Below are 18912 nucleotides of genomic sequence, written 5' to 3'. Positions count from 1 at the left end.
TATTTTTATTCAGTCTTAATAATCGATGCAAATATATAACTATTTTTAATTGTTCTAAATTAAATTTATATATTTGCAAAAAATTAAAATAAATCAATAAGTTATGATTACAAAAAGCCTCTATTTTTCAGCCATTATGGCTTTAACATGCAGCCTAGGTTTCAGTCAGGACGCAAAAAAACAACAAGATATTAAGTCAATCAAATCAATGTGCGGCTGTTATGAAGTGAAATTTAATTTTGCAGAAACTTTTCAGTATGCTAAAGATTCGGCAACTTATAAACCTTCTCAAACAAAACATGAATCGGCATTAGAATGGGTAGAGCTTTTAGAAGATAATCCAAACAAAATTGTTATGCAGCACTTATTAATAGTAAGTGACGATATGATTATCAAACACTGGAGACAAGACTGGTTATATGAAAACACAGACTTATATACTTTTGATAAAGGAAATTCCTGGAAATACAAAAAATTAGATAAAAAAGCTGTTAAAGGGCAATGGACTCAGAAAGTATTCCAGGTAGACGATAGTCCAAGATATGAAGGTTCTTCGACTTGGGTACATGTTGACGGACAGGATTACTGGGCAAACGTTGCCGATGCTCCGCTTCCTAGAAGAGAGCAGACTAAACGTAATGATTATAATGTATTAAAAAGAAGAAACATTCACGAAATCACAGCCACAGGATGGAATCATGAGCAGGATAACGACAAACTTGTTCGTGATGATGCCGGAAAAGATGTTCTTTTAGCTCAGGAAAAAGGATTTGATGTTTACACGAAAGTTCCTGATGTTAAATGTATCGCTGCTCAAAAATGGTGGAAAGAAAACAATGCTCTTTGGAAAAACGTTCGTGACAAATGGCAGACTCTTTTTGACAGACATCAGGATTTGAATTTAGAGGCTAAAGTTGAAAGAAAAGCACTTTACTCTTTATTGTTTGATTTAAAACCAAACGCAACAAAAGCAGAATCTGATGCTATCATCAACAAGTTCGTAAAATAAAATATTTGTGTTAGTTATAAAAGGCCGATAATTTTAAAATTATCGGCCTTTTTTATTTACAAAAAAACCGTCTAAATCTTAGACGGTTTGTTCCTTATTATTTTTACTAAAAGGTGTACTAATTCAAAATAGTTAAAAATGAATATAAGGAGGTATCTTTAAATTCAGCCATTTACTAACTCAATTACATATATCTTTTTCTCAGTAACAGCAATTTAACTAAAAAGTGTTTTCTGTAAATGCATTTCACAAAATGTCGAAAATCATTTAAAAAAAACTAAAATAATGTCATGCTTAAATAAAGTGCGAAAATTAATACAATTAATAGTTTATTCCTACAAAAAAATACTTTTTAACTTAAAAATTAACTTCTGAAGTTTTTCATAAACTAATTGAGGCTGAATCATCAATAAAAAATTCAAACAAAAAAAGCCGATAGTTTTAAAAAACTATCGGCTTTTAATTTTTCATTATTATAAAGATTCTTACATTCTTTCAGGAACTTCAATTCCTAATAGACTAAATGCTGATTTTATAACTTCTGCAACTTTCTGTGAAAGCTGTACTCTGAATATTTTTTTTGTTAAATCAACTTCACCTAAAATATGAACAGACTGATAGAATGAATTATATTCTTTAACCAAATCATAGGTGTAATTTGAAATTAATGCCGGACTATGATTTTGTGCAGCATTTTGAATTACTTCAGGAAAAAGTTCGATTTGTTTTACCAATTCTTTTTCTTTCTCGTGTAATTCTTCTATTTGAACTTTTGCAGAAAAATCAAAATCTGCTTTTCTAATAATTGATTGAATTCTGGCGTAAGTATACTGAATAAACGGCCCTGTATTTCCTGCAAAATCTACAGATTCTTCCGGATTAAACAAGATACGTTTTTTAGGATCTACTTTTAATATATAGTATTTTAAAGCCCCAAGCCCTATTGTTTTATACAATTTTGCTTTTTCATCTGCAGAATAGCTGTCTAATTTTCCTAAATCTTCAGAAATTTGTTTTGCTGTGTCTGTCATGTCCTGCATTAAATCATCGGCATCTACAACAGTTCCTTCACGGCTTTTCATTTTTCCAGAAGGAAGATCGACCATTCCGTATGATAAATGATACAAACTTGAAGCCCAGTCAAAACCAAGTTTTTTTAAGATTAAGAATAAAACTTTAAAGTGATAATCTTGTTCGTTACCTACTGTATAAACCATTCCTCCAACATCCGGCATATCTTTTACACGCTGAATTGCAGTTCCAATATCCTGAGTCATATAAACCGCAGTACCGTCTGAACGAAGAACAATTTTACGATCTAAACCTTCATCGGTTAAATCAATCCAAACTGAACCATCAGGATCTTTTTCAAAAACACCTCTATCAAGACCAACCTGAACAACATCTTTACCTAATAAATAGGTGTTGCTTTCGTAATAATATTTATCAAAGTTAACTCCAAGATTGGTATAAGTTGTGGCAAAACCATCATAAACCCATTGGTTCATTTTTTTCCAAAGTGCAATTACAGCTTCATCTCCAGCTTCCCATTTTTTAAGCATTTCCTGCGCTTCAATAATAATTGGAGCTTGTTTTTTAGCTTCTTCTTCGGTTTTACCAGTTTCAATTAATTGATTAATTTCTGTTTTGTAAGCTTTATCAAACTCAACATAATATTTACCAACTAATTTATCTCCTTTTAAATTTGAACTTTCCGGAGTTTCTCCGTTTCCAAATTTTTCCCATGCCAGCATCGATTTACAGATATGAATTCCACGATCGTTGATGATTTGGGTTTTATACACTTTTTTACCTGATGCTTTAAGAATTTCGGCAACAGAATATCCTAACAAGTTGTTACGAACATGGCCTAAGTGCAAAGGTTTGTTGGTGTTTGGAGAAGAATATTCTACCATTACCGCTTTTTCATCTGGATTTGCAGAAACAAATCCAAATTGTTTTTGATCTTTTATTCCGTTAAAGAAATTCACATAATAACTGTCTGAAATAACAATATTCAAGAAACCAGAAACCACATTAAAGCGGGCAACCTCAGAAACATTCTCTACCAGATAATTTCCAATTTTATTTCCCAGTTCTGCCGGATTGCTTTTAATCACTTTCAGTAAAGGAAAAATAACCATTGTAATATCGCCTTCAAACTCCTTTCTGGTAGTCTGAAACTCAATTTTATCGACAGAAACGTCAAATAATGCCTGTATTGCTTTTTGTATAGAAGGTGTAAGAATTTGTGATAATGACATGTAAACTTATTTTAAAGTGAGCAAAGATACTGCTTATTCATCAATTACAGAAAATGAAAAACATATAAAATCATACAAAACGATTATAATTTCTTAAAAAAGACATTATTTCAATTGTTAAAATTATTAAAAAATCAAAATGGTAATTCCTTATAAAACAAGGCATCACAAAAAAACGAAAACTTTTTTTACTTTTTATTGTAACATAACTATAACATAGGAGTCTTAATAGGGACTTCAAATTTTATTTGGAGCCAAAATCAAAAAAGAAAAAAAATAAAAACAACCTCATCATCAATCAATCAAAAAATCAAAATAACAAGCTATGAAATTAAAGTTCTTCCTGTTTGCATTATTGGGGATAATCGCAACAGTCCAGAGTCAGAATTCAGGATCAGTCACTGGAAAAATTATTGAAAAATCTAACAGCATGCCTATTTCGTATGCCACAGTTTCTCTTAAAGAAAACGGAAAAGTGGTTGCCGGAGTAAATACAGACGACAATGGCGATTTTTCATTTAAAAATATTGCCTTAAAAAGTTATACCATCGAAGTTCAATATATTGGATTTAGAAAATATGTTGGATCTGTAGTTTTAGGTGAAAACAAAAAATCAGCAATAATAAATGTTTCTCTAGAAGAAGAAGCAACGCAGTTAAAAGGTGTGAACATTGTTGCAGAACGTTCGACAATTGAACAAAAAATTGACCGAAAAGTGGTTAACGTTGGAAAAGACTTAACAACCGCGGGAGCTTCGGCATCAGATATCATGAACAATATTCCTTCTGTGAATGTTGACCAGGACGGAAAACTTTCGCTTCGCGGAAACGATAATGTTCGTGTATTAATTGACGGGCGTCCATCGAACATTGACCCTGCTCAGTTATTGAAACAAATTCCATCGACTTCTATCAAAAAGATCGAGCTTATTACCAATCCAAGTGCAAAATACAATCCAGAGGGAATGTCTGGAATTATCAACATTATTTTGCATAAAAATGCCAATACTGGCTTTAACGGAAGTTACAGCGGCGGAATTACTTTTGGAAAAACGGCTAAATACAACCAGTCTTTAGATTTAAACTACAAAACCGGAAAAGTAAATTTCTTTGGAAATGTGGGGCAAAACTTTGGAAAGTACCAAAATGATGGTTTTATCCAAAGATTTGATGAAGATATCGTTCAAAATATTGATGTATTAAATGATAATGATTCATACATCTATAAAATTGGAATGGATTATTTAATCAACGATCATAATACGTTATCTTTTTATACCAATCAGAATAAGTCTACCGGAAAAGGTTTTGTAGATACTGATATTGATTATAATAATGTAACAGATTCTGATATTTCGAACATATTTCAGAAATCAAGATATTGGGGACCAGATCAGGTTGGGACTTATAATTTAGCCTACAAACATATCTTTAAAAAAGAAGGACACACTTTAGACTTTGAAGCTAATTACAGCGATAACAAAGAAATTCAAAATGCGGCCTTCGATACTAAAACGACAAATCTTGATAACACATTTTCGGATTCTGTTTATGAAGATTACATAAAAGGTACTAGAAAATTAAGTACCGTAAACGTAGATTATGTTAATCCTCTAAACGAAAAAACAACGCTTGAAGCCGGAGCTGAAGCAAGAATTACAAGAACAAATAACGATTATACTACAGGAAACACATTATTACCTATTGAAGATCGTTCTTCTAATTATACTTACGATACTGATATTTATTCTGCTTATGTAACTTTCGGACAAAAGTTTAAAAAATTCAGTTATCAGTTAGGTGCTCGTTTTGAAAGTTACAAAGTGGCAGCAAACTTAAATCATGGTCAAACTAAATTTGATGATGACTATATTACTTTATATCCATCTGCTTATTTAACATATAACTTAAATGAGAAAAACACGTTGCAGTTAAGCTATAGCCGTCGTGTTGACCGACCAAGTTTAGAGCAGACAAAACCTATTCGTGAATTTGCTACGCCGTTAGTAACTTCATTAGGAAATCCTGAGTTAAGACCTCAGTTTACAAATTCTGTTGAAGTAAATTACACTAAAACTCTTGAAAAAGGAAGTTTTACTGCAGGTGTTTTCGTAAGAAGCATTAACGATCAAATCAGCCGAATTTTATATCCGGATGATGCAGATCCAACTGGTAAAAAACAAATTATGTCTTTTACAAACTACGATCATAACACGGCTTATGGTTTTGAAGCTTCTTTTAATTATAAAATTACAAAATGGTGGGACATTTCGCCATCTATTGATTTCTCGAGCATAAATCAGGAAGGAATTGTATTTGTATACAATCCAGATACTAAAACAAGTGATCCTTTACAAAGAAAAATTACGGTTGCAGCATTTAACGGACGTATGAATTCTAACTTTAAAGTAAACAAACGTTTAAGCTTTTTAGCTTTCGGATTTTACAGAGGTGCAGTTGACGGACTTCAGAATAACAGCCACGAAATGTACAAAATGGATATTGGTTCAAGATATACTTTGTTAGACAACAAAATGAATATCAGTGTGCGTTTTAATGACGTTTTCAACACTATGAAATATGCTTTTGACAGTTTATACCCTTATCCGCAGGCAGGACAATTTAAATGGGAAAGCCAGACTGTTTATTTAGGATTAACGTACAACTTTGGAGGTGCAAAAATCAAAAATTTACAGCGTAAACAAAGAGATGATAACACTAATAAAGGCGGAGGCGGTATGTTCTAATCACCGCTTTTATTAGATCTATTTTAATATTTTTGAATAAGTTTCTTGTAGAAAAAAAGCCTGGAGTATGCCAACTCCAGGCTTTCTATTTTTTATATCATTTTCTAAAGAAAATTTCGCAGTTCTTTTATTTCTTCGGGATTTGCAATTTCTGATCCGTTTGTAATGGCTGACGAATGATAAAAAGTCAAGTCTAATTTTTCCTGCAATAATTTTATATTGGAAGAACGTAATCCACCGCCGGGCATTATTTCAATTCTATCACCTGCCAATTTCTGAATTTTCTCCAAAACCGTAATTCCTTCTTCTACGTTTATTCCCTGCCCGGAAGTTAAGATTGTTTTAAAACCGCATTCAATTACATCTTCAAGTGATTTTTCTACATCTTTTACAACATCAAAAGCACGATGAAAAGTACAGGAAAGCGGATGTGCCAAATGCACTAATTCTTTATTTTGCTTTTTATTTACCTTTCCGTTTTCTTTTAAAACACCAAAAACAAAACCGTCAACACCCAGTTTTTTGTATTGCTTAATATCTTGTTTCATTTCGGTAAGCTCTTCATCAGAATAAACAAAATCACCACCTCGAGGCCTAATGATTACATGCATTTTAATATTGATACTTTCGCGGACTTTTACCACCAAAATAGAATTGGGCGTAGTTCCTCCCAGCTTCATATTTTCGCATAATTCAATTCTGTCTGCACCATTTTCCTGAGCGATCAGAGCTGATTCATAATTAAAACAGGCTATTTCTAATTGATTTTTTTTCATTGCATATTGCATTTATTCAAATTGCGATTACTTCGTGACCCGCAATAATACAAGCAAAAGTATAAAAAAACCTGCTCCAAAACGAAGCAGGTTTATATATAATGCAAGATGAATTAATTTACCATTTAATGATTGCGCTTGCCCAAGTGAATCCACTTCCAAAAGCAGCTAAAACAACTGTATCTCCAGATTTGATTTTACCTTCTTCCCAAGCTTCTGTTAAAGCAATTGGAATAGAAGCTGCCGTTGTGTTTCCGTATTTCTGGATATTATTGTGAACCTGATCGTCTGTCAATTTAAATTTATTTTGAATGAACTGAGAAATTCTCAAGTTTGCCTGATGCGGAATCAACATATCGATATCAGAAACCTGAAGTCCGTTTGCTTCTAAACCTTCATTAATTACTTCTGCAAAACGAACTACAGCATTTTTAAATACAAACTGCCCGTTCATGTAAGGATAATAACTTTCGTCGTTAGGATCATTATCTGCAATAATATCAGTTACCCAGCGTGCTCCCATTCCCGGTGCCTGCAAAGCTAACTCTTCTGCATGTTGCCCTTCAGAATGTAAATGTGTAGAAAGAATTCCTTTTGTTAAATCTTCTTCACGGCTTAAAACTGCCGCTCCCGCTCCATCTCCAAAAATTACCGAAACACCGCGTCCACGAGTCGTCATATCCAAACCAGTTGAATGAACCTCAGAACCAATTACCAAAATGTTTTTATACATTCCGGTTTTAATATATTGATCGGCAACAGAAATAGCATAAACAAAACCAGAACATTGGTTTCTAACATCTAATGCTCCAACTGTTTTTAAACCTAAATCACGCTGTACTAAAACGCCAGGTCCTGGAAAATAATAATCTGGGCTTAATGTAGCAAAAACTACAAAATCAATATCTTCTTTGGCAACGCCAGAACGCTCTATTGCAATTTTAGCAGCTTTTACTCCCATTGAAGTCGTAGTGTCTTCTCCGCGAATGATGTGTCTTCTTTCCTGAATTCCGGTTCTTTCCTGAATCCATTCGTCATTGGTATCCATTATCTTAGACAAATCATCGTTTGTTACAACATTTGAAGGAACATAATATCCTAAGCCTGCTATTTTTGAATGATACATATCGTATTGTTATTTGTTAAAAATTTAGAATGCAAATTTAAGTATAGTTTAAAACATTAGAGTACAAATTACTATTTTTTTCGTTATTAGCAATTTAATATACTTTAATTATCAGAGTGTTTAAAAACATTTACTTTCCGAAAAAACAATTTTCGATGTAAATCTCTGAAAAAAAATGAAAAACAAGAAACTAAGCAAAAATAAACCCGACAGGTTTTAAAACTTGTCGGGTTTGAATTTTAATACTAAATATATTTTTTAGCTGACCAAAAATTCTAAGATTTATCTACAAATAAGTTAAACCTAAAAATATTTCCTGTTCCAGCGGTAAATCAATTTCACTTTCAAAAAATATTAACTGTCTTTTATAAACCGTTTCAATTAAATAATGACTTCCTCTAAAATAGGTTCTTCTAATTTTTACCGGAAGATTAGATTCTGTTACCATTTTAAACTGATGCGGATATACTAACGTTTTATGTGTTTCGTCTTCATAAGGAAGCAGTAAATGTGTTGCTACTTCGTTGACTTCTCCAAACAAAGAGGCTACATATTTAGTTTGCGGATCTTCGTAAATTTTAGAAGGATCTCCTTTTACAACAATTTCACCATGACGCATTACAATCGTTTCATCTGCAAAAGACAAAGCATCAGTACTGTCGTGTGTCGCAATGATACACGTAATCCCTTTTTGCTTTAAGTATTTGAATAAATTCCTGCGCAATGCATTTTTACGAAAAGCATCGATCTGGCTGAAAGGTTCATCAAGCAAAATTACTTCCGGCTCCAGAGCTAAAACTCTTACTAATGCAACTCTCTGCTGCTGTCCGCCGCTCAAAAATTTAGCTTTAACATTCGAGAACTGATCCATTTCGACCATTTCCAGTAATTCCTGAACACGAAGTTTTTTCATATTGGCAAAACCGTTCGAAAGAAACTTTCCAACATTTTCAGCAACAGTCTCATATGGAGACAAATCGAAATCCTGTGCCAGATATTTCATATAAGGCATTCCGGGAATCAAATTGTATTTTGGCCCCAGAATAGGTTTTTCGTTATAAAATATTTTTCCTTCATCTAAATCGAACAAACCGTACATAAGCTTTAAAAGCGTACTTTTTCCACAGCCGCTTTCCCCAATAATGGCAATATTTTCGCCTTTATTGATCGTAAAAGAAACATTATTTATAACTGGTTTATCAGTATACGAAAAAGATATATTTTGAATATCAAGCATGTCTTGTAATTAGAGAGGTCAAATTTACGATGTTTAATTTCGAAAGTCAAAAAAAAGCTGCTTCAATTATGAAACAGCTTTTTTAATATTATATTTTATTCAGAAATTATTTTCCTGCTTCAGCTTTTGCATCATTAACCATCTTGTCATTTGCTGTAATAGAAAATTCTACACGACGGTTTTGAGCTCTTCCTTCCGGAGTATCATTTGTTGCAATTGGATCAACAATACCTAAACCAGAAGTTTTAAAACGGCTTGATTTTAATCCTTTAGAAACCAAATAAGATTGTACAGAAGCTGCTCTTTGTCCAGAAAGAGTTAAATTGTATTCTGGTTTACCTGTATTATCTGTGTAACCAAATATCTGAATATCAGTATCTCCGTATTCATTAAATACAGGAACTAATTTATCTAAGTTTGCTTTTGCCTGAGGAGTAAGAGTTGATTTATTAGTATCAAAACGAACAGCGTTTTCATTTAACGTTAAGTGAATTCCCTCACCTACTCTTTCTACAGAAGCACCTGGTAAAGCCTGATCGATTTCACGGGCTTGTTTATCCATTTTGTTTCCAATAAGTGCACCAGTTCCACCACCAACTGCAGCACCAATTGCAGCTCCTAAAGCAGCGTTTCCGCCTTTTCCTAAATTATTTCCTAAAACGGCACCAATAACACCACCAGCAACCGCACCAATTCCGGCACCTTTTTGTGTGTTATTTGCATTTTTTACTGAATCACAGCTCGCAAAAAAACTAACTAATACTAGTAAACTGCTTAAACCTAAAACTGTTATCTTTTTCATCTTTCTTTTATTTTATAATATTAATTAGCTCTTTGAAATTGGTAAACAACGTCTTTTACTTGTCCGCCAACATTAATGTTATCAATTAACTGGAATGAACTTTCTGTTACACCAGCAACTTTAAGCAAATAACCATCTCTTACTTTTTTAGCTTTTTCTCCGGCATCAAGAATTTTCAAGATAAACATACCCTGATTATTGATACTCCATACAATTGGCGAAGAAAATCCTGTACAACTTGGCGATGTTAAAGCCATTGTTCCTTTATTGTTATTAGAAATAAAACTCCATGTACTTCCAATAAAACATTTAGAATCAGCTAAATCAAAAGAATTTACTTTGATATAGTCAGAACCAGGATAAGTTACGTTTGTAAGTACCCAATTTCCTTTTAACGCCACCTGAGTAGGTCTGTCTAATTTTTTAGAAAGCGTTGTGTCTGTTGAAGCTGTTGACGAAGCAGATTTACACGCAAAGAACATTGCGGCAATCATGCAGATTAAAATACTCTTCTTCATTTTATACAATTTTTTTAGATTATTATTTTGCCTTTTTAACAATTATTGTACCACAAATATACGATTCATTGAGAGATTTTGCGTTTTAGAATCTATTTATTTTCTTTCAAAATTAACATTTGCGACAATTTGTCACCTCAATAAAATTGGTATTTTATTTGACTAAATGAAAATCATCAAGTTAAATCAAAAAATAAAAAATATGACAACAGGTAAAATTAATGTTTCGGTAGAAAACATCTTTCCCTTAATCAAAAAGTTCTTATACAGCGACCACGAAATCTTTTTGCGTGAGCTGGTTTCAAACGGAACGGACGCTACTTTAAAGCTAAAACACCTTATCAGCATTGGCGAAGCTAAAGTTGAATACGGAAATCCTATTATTGAGATTAAAGTTGATAAAGAAGGTAAAAAAATCCACATTATCGACCAAGGTTTAGGTATGACAGCTGATGAAGTAGAAAAATACATTAATCAGGTAGCTTTTTCAGGAGCAGAAGAATTCTTAGATAAATACAAAGATTCTGCTAAAGATTCTGGAATTATCGGACATTTTGGTCTTGGTTTTTATTCTGCATTTATGGTTGCAGAAAAAGTAGAAATCATTACAAAATCATACAAAGATGAGCCAGCTGCACACTGGACTTGCGACGGAAGCCCTGAATTTACTATAGAGCCGGCTGACAAAACTTCACGTGGTACAGAAATCATTCTGCATGTTGCCGAAGATTCTTTAGAATTTTTAGAAGATTCTAAAATCAGCGGTTTATTAAACAAGTATAATAAGTTCATGCCTATTCCAATTAAATTTGGAACCAGAACTGAAACACTTCCTAAACCAGAAGATGCTCCGGAAGATTACATCAACGAAACTATCGAAGTTGACAACATTATCAATAATCCAAATCCGGCCTGGACAAAACAGCCTTCTGAGCTTTCTGATGAAGATTACAAAAACTTCTACAGAGAATTGTATCCAATGCAGTTTGAAGAGCCTTTATTCAACATTCACCTAAATGTAGATTATCCGTTTAACTTAACTGGTATTTTGTATTTCCCTAAATTAGGTACAGATATGCAGATCCAGAAAGATAAAATTCAATTGTACCAAAACCAGGTTTACGTTACAGATAACGTAGAAGGAATTGTACCTGAATTTTTGACAATGTTAAAAGGTGTAATTGATTCTCCGGATATTCCGTTAAACGTTTCTCGTTCTGGTTTACAGGCAGACGGAGCTGTTAAGAAAATTTCAAACTACATTACTCGTAAAGTAGCTGATAAATTAAAAGCTTTATTTAACGAAAACCGTGCTGATTTTGAAGCGAAATGGAACGATATTAAAATCGTTTTAGAGTACGGAATGCTTTCTGAAGATAAATTCTACGAAAAAGCTGGTGCGTTTGTTTTATATCCAACTGTAGACAATACTTATTTTACTTTAGAAGAACTAAAAGAGAAACTAAAAGAAAACCAAACTGACAAAGACGGTAAACTTGTGGTTCTTTATGCAGGAAACAAAGAAGAACAGCATTCTTATATTGAAACTGCAAAAGCAAAAGGCTACGAAGTATTACTTTTAGATTCTCCGATTATTTCGCACTTAATTCAAAAAATTGAAAACGATAATAAAGATGTAACTTTTGTTCGTGTAGATTCTGATCACATTGATAATTTAATCAAAAAAGAAGAAAATACTATTTCTAAATTATCTGATGAAGAAAAAGCAACTCTTAAAACTTCATTAGAAGCTTACATTCCAAAAGCTTACAGCGTTCAGCTAGAAGCTATGGATTCTCAGGCAGCTCCATTTATTATTACGCAGCCAGAATTTATGCGTAGAATGAAAGAAATGAGCCAGACTGGCGGAGGCGGAATGTTCGGAATGGGTAATATGCCGGAAATGTACAACTTGGTTGTAAACACAAACTCTGATTTAGCATCGAGCATTTTAAATACAGAAGACAAAACTCACCAAGAGCACTTGGTAAAACAAGCTTTAGATTTAGCTAAATTGTCTCAAAACCTATTAAAAGGTGAAGCTTTGACTGCTTTTGTAAAAAGAAGTTTTGAAATGATTAAGTAATTTTTTCAAATAGAATAATTTCTTAAATCCTGCAAATTAGTTTTTGCAGGATTTTTTTTGTCTTGTTTTTTGAAGAAGGAATTCTCCATATTTCGAATAAACTTATAAAAACCACCTAATATTTCGCATTGATTATTAAATATTTAAGACCTGCAATCTTAAATTCAAAATTGCGAAATTCTTGTTTCCAGATTAGTTTTTCATTACATTTGAATGCCTTTAATCTAATCTTAAACAAAAACCAACATGAAAAAAACCTTTATTTTAATTTCAGCACTTTGTGCTTCTGCACTTCTGTACACTTCATGCTCAAACAATGATGATGTGGTAAATAAAGTTGACACTACTAACATCAGCGCCTCTGTAGTAATTGATGCACTCAATGAAACGGATGTCAAAAATGCATTAACAATAACAAACAGTAACCCTACAGGAAAAACATCTGAAACTCCTGTTGAAAACTGCGCTTCTATTACTGTTACAACTCCAAACGGAACCGATTATCCAAAAGTATATACTGTTGATTACGGAACTGGCTGTACTGTAAATAAAATTACAAGAAAAGGAAAGCTTAAAATTACTCTTACAGGCTCCATTATCGCAACCGGAAGCAAAATGACAATTGAAAGAATAGACTATTATTTAAATACACATAAACTGGAAGGAACTATAGAATACACAAACACAACAACAGTAGCAACCGTACCGCAATGGACAAGAAAAGTAACAAATGGAAAGCTAACAGACGTATTGAACCGTGTCTTTTCAAATTCAGGCACAATTACTGTTAGACAAACTGCCGGAGTAGATACTCCTTATGTATTAGAAGACAACATTTATGAAACGCCGGAAGGAAATCATACAGTTACTTCAGAAAAAGGAGGATCATTAACAATTACGGTACAGGAAACATTGATAAAAAAATATTCTTGCGAATACATTTCAAAAGGAAAATTAAAAATTGAAGGCGGAGCTTTAAATGGCGTTGTCGATTACGGAAACAACGATTGTGACAACAAATACACTTATACTCACGAAAGTGGTGCAATTTACAATTCACAACTGTAACTCATTCATTTTAAAAAAAATATACAAATCCCAATTTAGAAATAGATTGGGATTTTTATTTTTTACAAAAATTAAACAGCAGCATATTTACATTCAAACTATTTTCTTTATTTTGCACCAAAATCCAATAAACTAATGAAAAAATCAATTATTGCCTTTGTTACTCTAGCATTACTTGCATCTTGCAGCAACAAAAATGAATCTCCAGATAATTTACACCTTACAATAAATGTAAAAGGTTTAAAAACCGGAACTTTATACATTCAAAGAATTAAAGACACATCACTTGTCGCTGTTGACAGCGTTAAAATCGATGGAAATGCAGCTGTTGAAAGAGATATTAAAGTAGAATCTCCGGAAATGCTTTATTTATTCTTAGACCGAGGTGTAACAAACTCTTTAGACAATAATATTTTATTCTTTGCAGAGCCTGGAAATATGACTATCGAAACTAACCTTGATAATTTTATTGCCGGAGCAAAAATCACCGGATCTAAAAATCAGGAATTATATGAAGAATATCAAAAAATCAACAACCGTTTTAGAGATGAAAACCTTTCTATGGTTGAGTTAAAATTTAAAGCTTTAAAAAGACAAGATCAAAAAGCACTTGACAGCCTTGATGCAAAACAGCAGTCAAATATTAAAAGAAAATATTTATACGCTACAAACTTTGCTATAAACAATAAAGATCACGAAGTAGCGCCTTATATTGCTTTAGCAGAGATCTACGACATTAACCTTAAGTTTCTTGATACTATTCAAAAATCAATGACTCCAAAAGTTGCACAATCACTTTACGGAAAGAAGCTTACAAAATATGTAGCCGATATTAAAAAAGAAGAACAAAAAGCTCCCGCAGCTGCAGAATAAAACAAAAACGCCCTGAAAGTTCAGGGCGTTTTTTTTTATGTCTTTACAAAAATATTTAAAGCCGTTTTAAACACAGATAACGTTATAAAAAACACCAAGTGCACAAAGTTAGTTTTGGCTTTACAAACGCGTTATTTAGCCAATTAAATACGCAAGCCGATAACTTGACAGTTGACATATTTTTGTCATTTCGACTGAAAGGAGAAATCACACCAAGAATTCTACAAAGAATATCGCCAATCTGTGTCGACAAACTAGTGTGATTTCTCCTTTCAGTCGAAATGACAAACAATACGAAATGCAGAGATTTAGAATTTTAAAAATTCGTGATTTTTGGGCATAAAAAAACCACCACAAAATGTGATGGTTTTTTGAGCCGATAGAGGGACTCGAACCCACGACCTGCTGATTACAAATCAGCTGCTCTAGCCAGCTGAGCTACATCGGCGTTATATTTTCTTTTGAGATTTGTGATGTTTTTTTTCATTTTCAAAACAAACCTGTCTTCATTTTTAAGTGAAAAACCACTCACAGATGTGAGTGGTTTTTGTTGAGCCGATAGAGGGACTCGAACCCACGACCTGCTGATTACAAATCAGCTGCTCTAGCCAGCTGAGCTACATCGGCCTCATTACGGGTGCAAATATAAAGCGGATTTTGAATTCTCCAAAATAAATTTGCACTTTTTTACACTTTTTTTTGATTATAGTGCGTTGATTTTTTCAATCAATTGATTAGCAGTTTGTTCTAATTCTACATTGATTTGTTTAAAATGTGCTTTTTTATTTTCAACGTTCTTAGCGTTCACTTTTGTAATCAAAGAATCAAATGCAGCGATAGCTTCATCGATTAAAGCATTCGTTTCTGGAGTAGGATTTCCTGTTGTAGACATCTCAAACAAGTAAACTGCCTCAATAATATCTCCTAATACGAAATTGATGTCTTTCTTTAAATTTTTAACGTTTGCCATTTTTATTATAATTTTAATTTGCGTGTGCAAAAATACGTATTATCTTTCGAATAAGTGTTAAGAAATGTAAATTTCTAAAATTGAAGCTTTTCCGTTCAAATTAAATGCATTTATAGCAGCCGGAACTAAAACAGTATCACCTTTTATGTAAGTGTGCTTAAATCCGTCATATTCGATTTCAAAACTTCCTTCAATACACATATACACTGTAAAAGTTTCTCCAGATTTAGAGATTGAAGCTTTTCCGTCTAGCGGCACAAAATTGGTTGTAAAATAAGGACAATCTACAACAGTATTAGATGTATTAACTTCTGATGTATATTTTTTCTGCGTATCAACTTTATTGTAGTTAATAGCATCCAATGCTAAATCTACGTGTAATTCTCTTTTATTTCCCTGCGCATCTACACGATCAAAATCGTACAAACGATAAGTAATATCAGAAGTCTGCTGAATTTCGGCAACCACTAATCCTGCTCCAATCGCGTGAACTGTTCCGGTTTCTAAAAAGAAAACATCTCCTGCTTTAGCTTTTACATCATCTAAAATAGAAACTAAAGTATTATCATTTAAATGTTTTAAGTATTCTTCTTTGCTTGAATCTTCTTTAAAACCAACAATAATTCTAGAATCTGTATCGGCCTGCATAACGTACCACATTTCGGTCTTTCCAAATGAGTTATGACGTTCTTTTGCCAGTTTATCGTTTGGATGTACTTGGATAGAAAGATCTTCACGTGCGTCTAAATACTTAAAAAGCAACGGAAATTGTTTTCCAAAACGCTCGTAAACTCTGGTTCCAAGAATTTCATTTGGGATATCATTAATAAGATCCATTAATGATTTTCCTTTTAAATCTCCATTGACAACAGTGCTTATATCACCTGGCACTGTAGACAATTCCCAGCTTTCACCGGTAATCTTTGAAGTGATCGGCTTGTTTAATAATGTTTTTAATTTCTCACCTCCCCAGATTCTTTCTTTCAGGATTGGTTCAAATTGCAAAGGGTACAAATTTGGTTTCATGTTCTAATTTTAAGGGCTAATATCTATATTAATTAAACAACGATCTAATACTATTTTTTAAATCTACAATACTAATTCTTTTATTATATCGAGAGCCTTCGGAATGTGCTTTGCAGCATTCATGCTGTCAAAAATATAAATAACCACTCCGTTTCTGTCAATAATAAAAGTTACTCTTCCCGGTATAAGGCCAAACAAATTATTTTTTACACCAAACAGGTGTCTTAATCGTTTGTCTTCATCAGAAAGTAAAATAAAAGGCAGCTGGTGTTTATTGGCAAATTTATGGTGCGATTTTACACTATCGGCACTTATACCAATAACCTCAGCTCCTAAATCTTTAAAATCTTCATATTGATCCCTAAAACTGCAGGCTTCTGTAGTACAGCCGGGCGTATTATCTTTAGGGTAAAAATAAATCACTAAAGGCTTTCGTCCTAAAACGCTTTGGCTTTCAAAAACTTCTCCGTGACTATCTTTGGCAGTAAAATTCGGAACTATATCTCCTATTTTCAATGACATTTATTATTCTCCTTTATAAGTTACAAAATTGCGGTCTGTTTCATAAAGCACGACTTCTAAATCAAAATCGGGCTCAATTCTTTTTCTAATTTTATTCCATATCACAACGGCAATATTTTCTGCAGTTGGATTCAAATCCTGAAATTCCGGAACATCCAGATTCAGGTTTTTGTGATCAAACGGAATTTCTACTTCTTCGAGTATAATATCCGCTAATACTTTCACATCTAAAACAAAACCAGTTTCCGGGTCAATTTTTCCTGTAACACTTACTGTTAAACCATAATTATGACCATGAAAATTGGGATTGTTGCATTTTCCAAAAACGGCATTGTTTTTTTCTAATGACCAATCTTTCCTATGCAGTCGATGCGCAGCATTAAAGTGTGCTTTTCTAGATATGGTTACTCTCATTTAGGTCTTGGCTGGTTTGGTTATAATTTATGGTCTTCGAGATAATGATCAAATTCATCAAAAATTATCTTAAACCATACGGTATAAATTTCGGGCTGTTTTTCAATATCTGCTTTTACATCTTCAATACTCATCCATTTCCAGTCTTCTACTTCGTCTGGATTTATGTTTGGTTCTTCATTATAATAACCAATCATAACATGGTCCAGTTCATGTTCTGTTAAACCATTATCAAAAGGTGCTTTATAAATAAAATGAAACAACTCTTTCAATTCGGCTTTAAACCCCATTTCCTCAAACAATCGGCGGCTTCCTGCCTCGATGTTACTTTCGCCTTCACGCTGATGACTGCAGCAAGTGTTTGTCCAAAGCAAAGGAGAATGGTATTTATGATGAGCACGCTGCTGCAACATAATTTCGTTTTTACTATTTAAAATAAAAACCGAAAAGGCACGGTGCAAAAGCGCTTTTTCATGTGCTTCTAATTTTGGCATTAAGCCAATTTGTTCATCGTTTTGATTAACTAGTATTACGTTTTCTTCTGTCATAAGGAAACAAAAATACGAAAAAAGAAATGGCTTAAAAATGCTAATTAAGTTTGTCAAAAACTAAGCTCAAAACTAAATTTCTATTTTACTGATTTACAAAGCTATAATTTACACTAAAAATTAAAAGCTGTTAAAATTAAGACATAAAAACTATATAGCCCTATTTTACGTAACTAATAAAAAGTTAAAACACACTTAAAAAAATCTCAATAATAACATCGTCTGTAATTTGAAGCTAAATCTCGACGTATCTTTGAAATCCAGACTTATAGCACCCAAGAATTTATGAAATCTAAAAATCTAATTTTCAGCCTTTGTTTTATAATTCCGCTTTTTATTCTGCAGGCATGCGGACAAAACACAAAAAAGCAGCCTTCAAAAACGATAACTATGGAAAATAAAATAACAAAACCCGGAAATCCTTATTATTCTAATACCGATACCACAAAATTAAATGTAAGTAATGCCGAATGGAAAAAGGTTTTACCCGCAGATGTTTACGCAGTAATGCGTGAAGCCGACACTGAAAGACCTTTTACCGGAAAATACTGGAACACTGATGAAAAAGGAACGTATTACTGTGCTTCTTGTGGTAATTTGCTTTTTAGATCTACAGCTAAATTTTCGAGCAGCTGCGGATGGCCGAGTTTCTTTGAACAGGAAAACAAAAAAAGTATTGTTTTTAAGGAAGATAATTCGATTGGAATGGAACGTATAGAAACCCTTTGCGGTCGTTGCGGCGGACATTTAGGCCACATATTTGACGATGGTCCTGAACCAACCGGAAAACGTTACTGTATGAACTCGATTGCTCTTGATTTTATTCCTGATTCTAAGTAAAATATTTAAAAACACATAGAAACATAGATTTTTACGCTTCACAAAAGAAATTAGGAAAAGAAACTAGTTTCTCACACATAGTAAACT

The 18912-nt window shown here is 32.9% G+C and carries 17 protein-coding genes and 2 tRNA genes; 6 read left to right on the top strand and 13 right to left on the bottom strand.

The window, feature by feature from the left end; translation table 11 throughout:
- The first annotated feature begins 103 nt into the window (after positions 1–103).
- Positions 104–1009 carry a DUF6607 family protein gene (locus ABD859_RS20360; RefSeq protein WP_345146500.1) on the top strand — a complete coding sequence of 302 codons (906 nt, stop codon included), beginning with the start codon at positions 104–106 and terminating at the stop codon, positions 1007–1009.
- A 485-nt stretch (positions 1010–1494) separates the two neighbouring features.
- Here the strand turns inward: ABD859_RS20360 and argS are convergent, their stop codons facing one another.
- Positions 1495–3273, bottom strand: coding sequence for an arginine--tRNA ligase (argS, locus tag ABD859_RS20355; protein WP_345146498.1), 1779 nt, complete (start codon positions 3271–3273; stop codon positions 1495–1497).
- 325 nt (positions 3274–3598) lie between these two features.
- On the opposite strand from argS, the gene ABD859_RS20350 reads away from it, so the two are divergent.
- The gene (locus ABD859_RS20350) at positions 3599–6019 is read left to right on the top strand and encodes a TonB-dependent receptor (protein ID WP_345146496.1); all 2421 of its coding nucleotides are present in this window, start codon (positions 3599–3601) and stop codon (positions 6017–6019) included.
- Positions 6020–6123: 104 nt separating this feature from the next.
- Here ABD859_RS20350 and ABD859_RS20345 read toward each other — a convergent pair whose 3' ends face one another.
- The 5 genes from ABD859_RS20345 to ABD859_RS20325 form a co-directional block, all read right to left on the bottom strand.
- Complete coding sequence (locus tag ABD859_RS20345; RefSeq protein WP_345146495.1) at positions 6124–6795, bottom strand: copper homeostasis protein CutC; 672 nt, start codon at positions 6793–6795, stop codon at positions 6124–6126.
- A gap of 118 nt (positions 6796–6913) precedes the next feature.
- Positions 6914–7921, bottom strand: coding sequence for a 3-oxoacyl-ACP synthase III family protein (locus ABD859_RS20340; protein WP_343695529.1), 1008 nt, complete (start codon positions 7919–7921; stop codon positions 6914–6916).
- A gap of 286 nt (positions 7922–8207) precedes the next feature.
- Positions 8208–9158, bottom strand: a complete 951-nt coding sequence (locus tag ABD859_RS20335) for an ABC transporter ATP-binding protein (RefSeq protein ID WP_345146494.1) — start codon at positions 9156–9158, stop codon at positions 8208–8210.
- A 106-nt stretch (positions 9159–9264) separates the two neighbouring features.
- Positions 9265–9960 carry a YiaD family glycine zipper/OmpA-like lipoprotein gene (locus tag ABD859_RS20330; RefSeq protein ID WP_345146493.1) on the bottom strand — a complete coding sequence of 232 codons (696 nt, stop codon included), beginning with the start codon at positions 9958–9960 and terminating at the stop codon, positions 9265–9267.
- Positions 9961–9980: 20 nt separating this feature from the next.
- Complete coding sequence (locus ABD859_RS20325) at positions 9981–10478, bottom strand: lipocalin family protein (protein WP_345146492.1); 498 nt, start codon at positions 10476–10478, stop codon at positions 9981–9983.
- 202 nt (positions 10479–10680) lie between these two features.
- On the opposite strand from ABD859_RS20325, the gene htpG reads away from it, so the two are divergent.
- From htpG to ABD859_RS20310, 3 genes are all read left to right on the top strand, one after another.
- Positions 10681–12564, top strand: coding sequence for a molecular chaperone HtpG (gene htpG / locus ABD859_RS20320; RefSeq protein WP_345146491.1), 1884 nt, complete (start codon positions 10681–10683; stop codon positions 12562–12564).
- 246 nt (positions 12565–12810) lie between these two features.
- Positions 12811–13632 (top strand): hypothetical protein, encoded by an 822-nt coding sequence (locus ABD859_RS20315; RefSeq protein ID WP_345146490.1) that lies wholly within the window; start codon positions 12811–12813, stop codon positions 13630–13632.
- Between the two features lie 135 nt (positions 13633–13767).
- Positions 13768–14505 carry a DUF4369 domain-containing protein gene (locus ABD859_RS20310; protein WP_345146489.1) on the top strand — a complete coding sequence of 246 codons (738 nt, stop codon included), beginning with the start codon at positions 13768–13770 and terminating at the stop codon, positions 14503–14505.
- A 374-nt stretch (positions 14506–14879) separates the two neighbouring features.
- Here the strand turns inward: ABD859_RS20310 and ABD859_RS20305 are convergent.
- From ABD859_RS20305 to idi, 7 genes are all read right to left on the bottom strand, one after another.
- Positions 14880–14953 (bottom strand) — tRNA-Thr (locus ABD859_RS20305).
- A gap of 105 nt (positions 14954–15058) precedes the next feature.
- Positions 15059–15132: transfer RNA gene (locus tag ABD859_RS20300), tRNA-Thr, on the bottom strand.
- Positions 15133–15208: 76 nt separating this feature from the next.
- Positions 15209–15475, bottom strand: a complete 267-nt coding sequence (locus tag ABD859_RS20295) for a hypothetical protein (RefSeq protein ID WP_345146488.1) — start codon at positions 15473–15475, stop codon at positions 15209–15211.
- 57 nt (positions 15476–15532) lie between these two features.
- Complete coding sequence (locus ABD859_RS20290) at positions 15533–16501, bottom strand: type I phosphomannose isomerase catalytic subunit (RefSeq protein WP_345146487.1); 969 nt, start codon at positions 16499–16501, stop codon at positions 15533–15535.
- 63 nt (positions 16502–16564) lie between these two features.
- Positions 16565–17023, bottom strand: a complete 459-nt coding sequence (locus tag ABD859_RS20285) for a peroxiredoxin (protein WP_345146486.1) — start codon at positions 17021–17023, stop codon at positions 16565–16567.
- A gap of 3 nt (positions 17024–17026) precedes the next feature.
- Entirely contained in the window at positions 17027–17437 is a 411-nt protein-coding gene (locus ABD859_RS20280; RefSeq protein WP_345146485.1) for a 6-carboxytetrahydropterin synthase, read from the bottom strand.
- A 20-nt stretch (positions 17438–17457) separates the two neighbouring features.
- Positions 17458–17985 (bottom strand): isopentenyl-diphosphate Delta-isomerase, encoded by a 528-nt coding sequence (gene idi, locus ABD859_RS20275; RefSeq protein ID WP_129749010.1) that lies wholly within the window; start codon positions 17983–17985, stop codon positions 17458–17460.
- 285 nt (positions 17986–18270) lie between these two features.
- Between idi and msrB the strand changes: the two genes are divergently transcribed.
- A complete protein-coding gene (msrB, locus tag ABD859_RS20270; protein WP_345146484.1) occupies positions 18271–18825 on the top strand; it encodes a peptide-methionine (R)-S-oxide reductase MsrB in 555 nt (184 codons plus the stop codon).
- The last annotated feature ends 87 nt before the right edge of the window (positions 18826–18912 follow it).

Source organism: Flavobacterium ginsengiterrae (assembly GCF_039539785.1).
Taxonomy (GTDB): Bacteria; Bacteroidota; Bacteroidia; order Flavobacteriales; family Flavobacteriaceae; genus Flavobacterium; species Flavobacterium ginsengiterrae.
The sequence above is the reverse complement of the archived record's forward strand: the minus strand, read 5'-3'. Positions and strand labels throughout refer to the sequence as shown.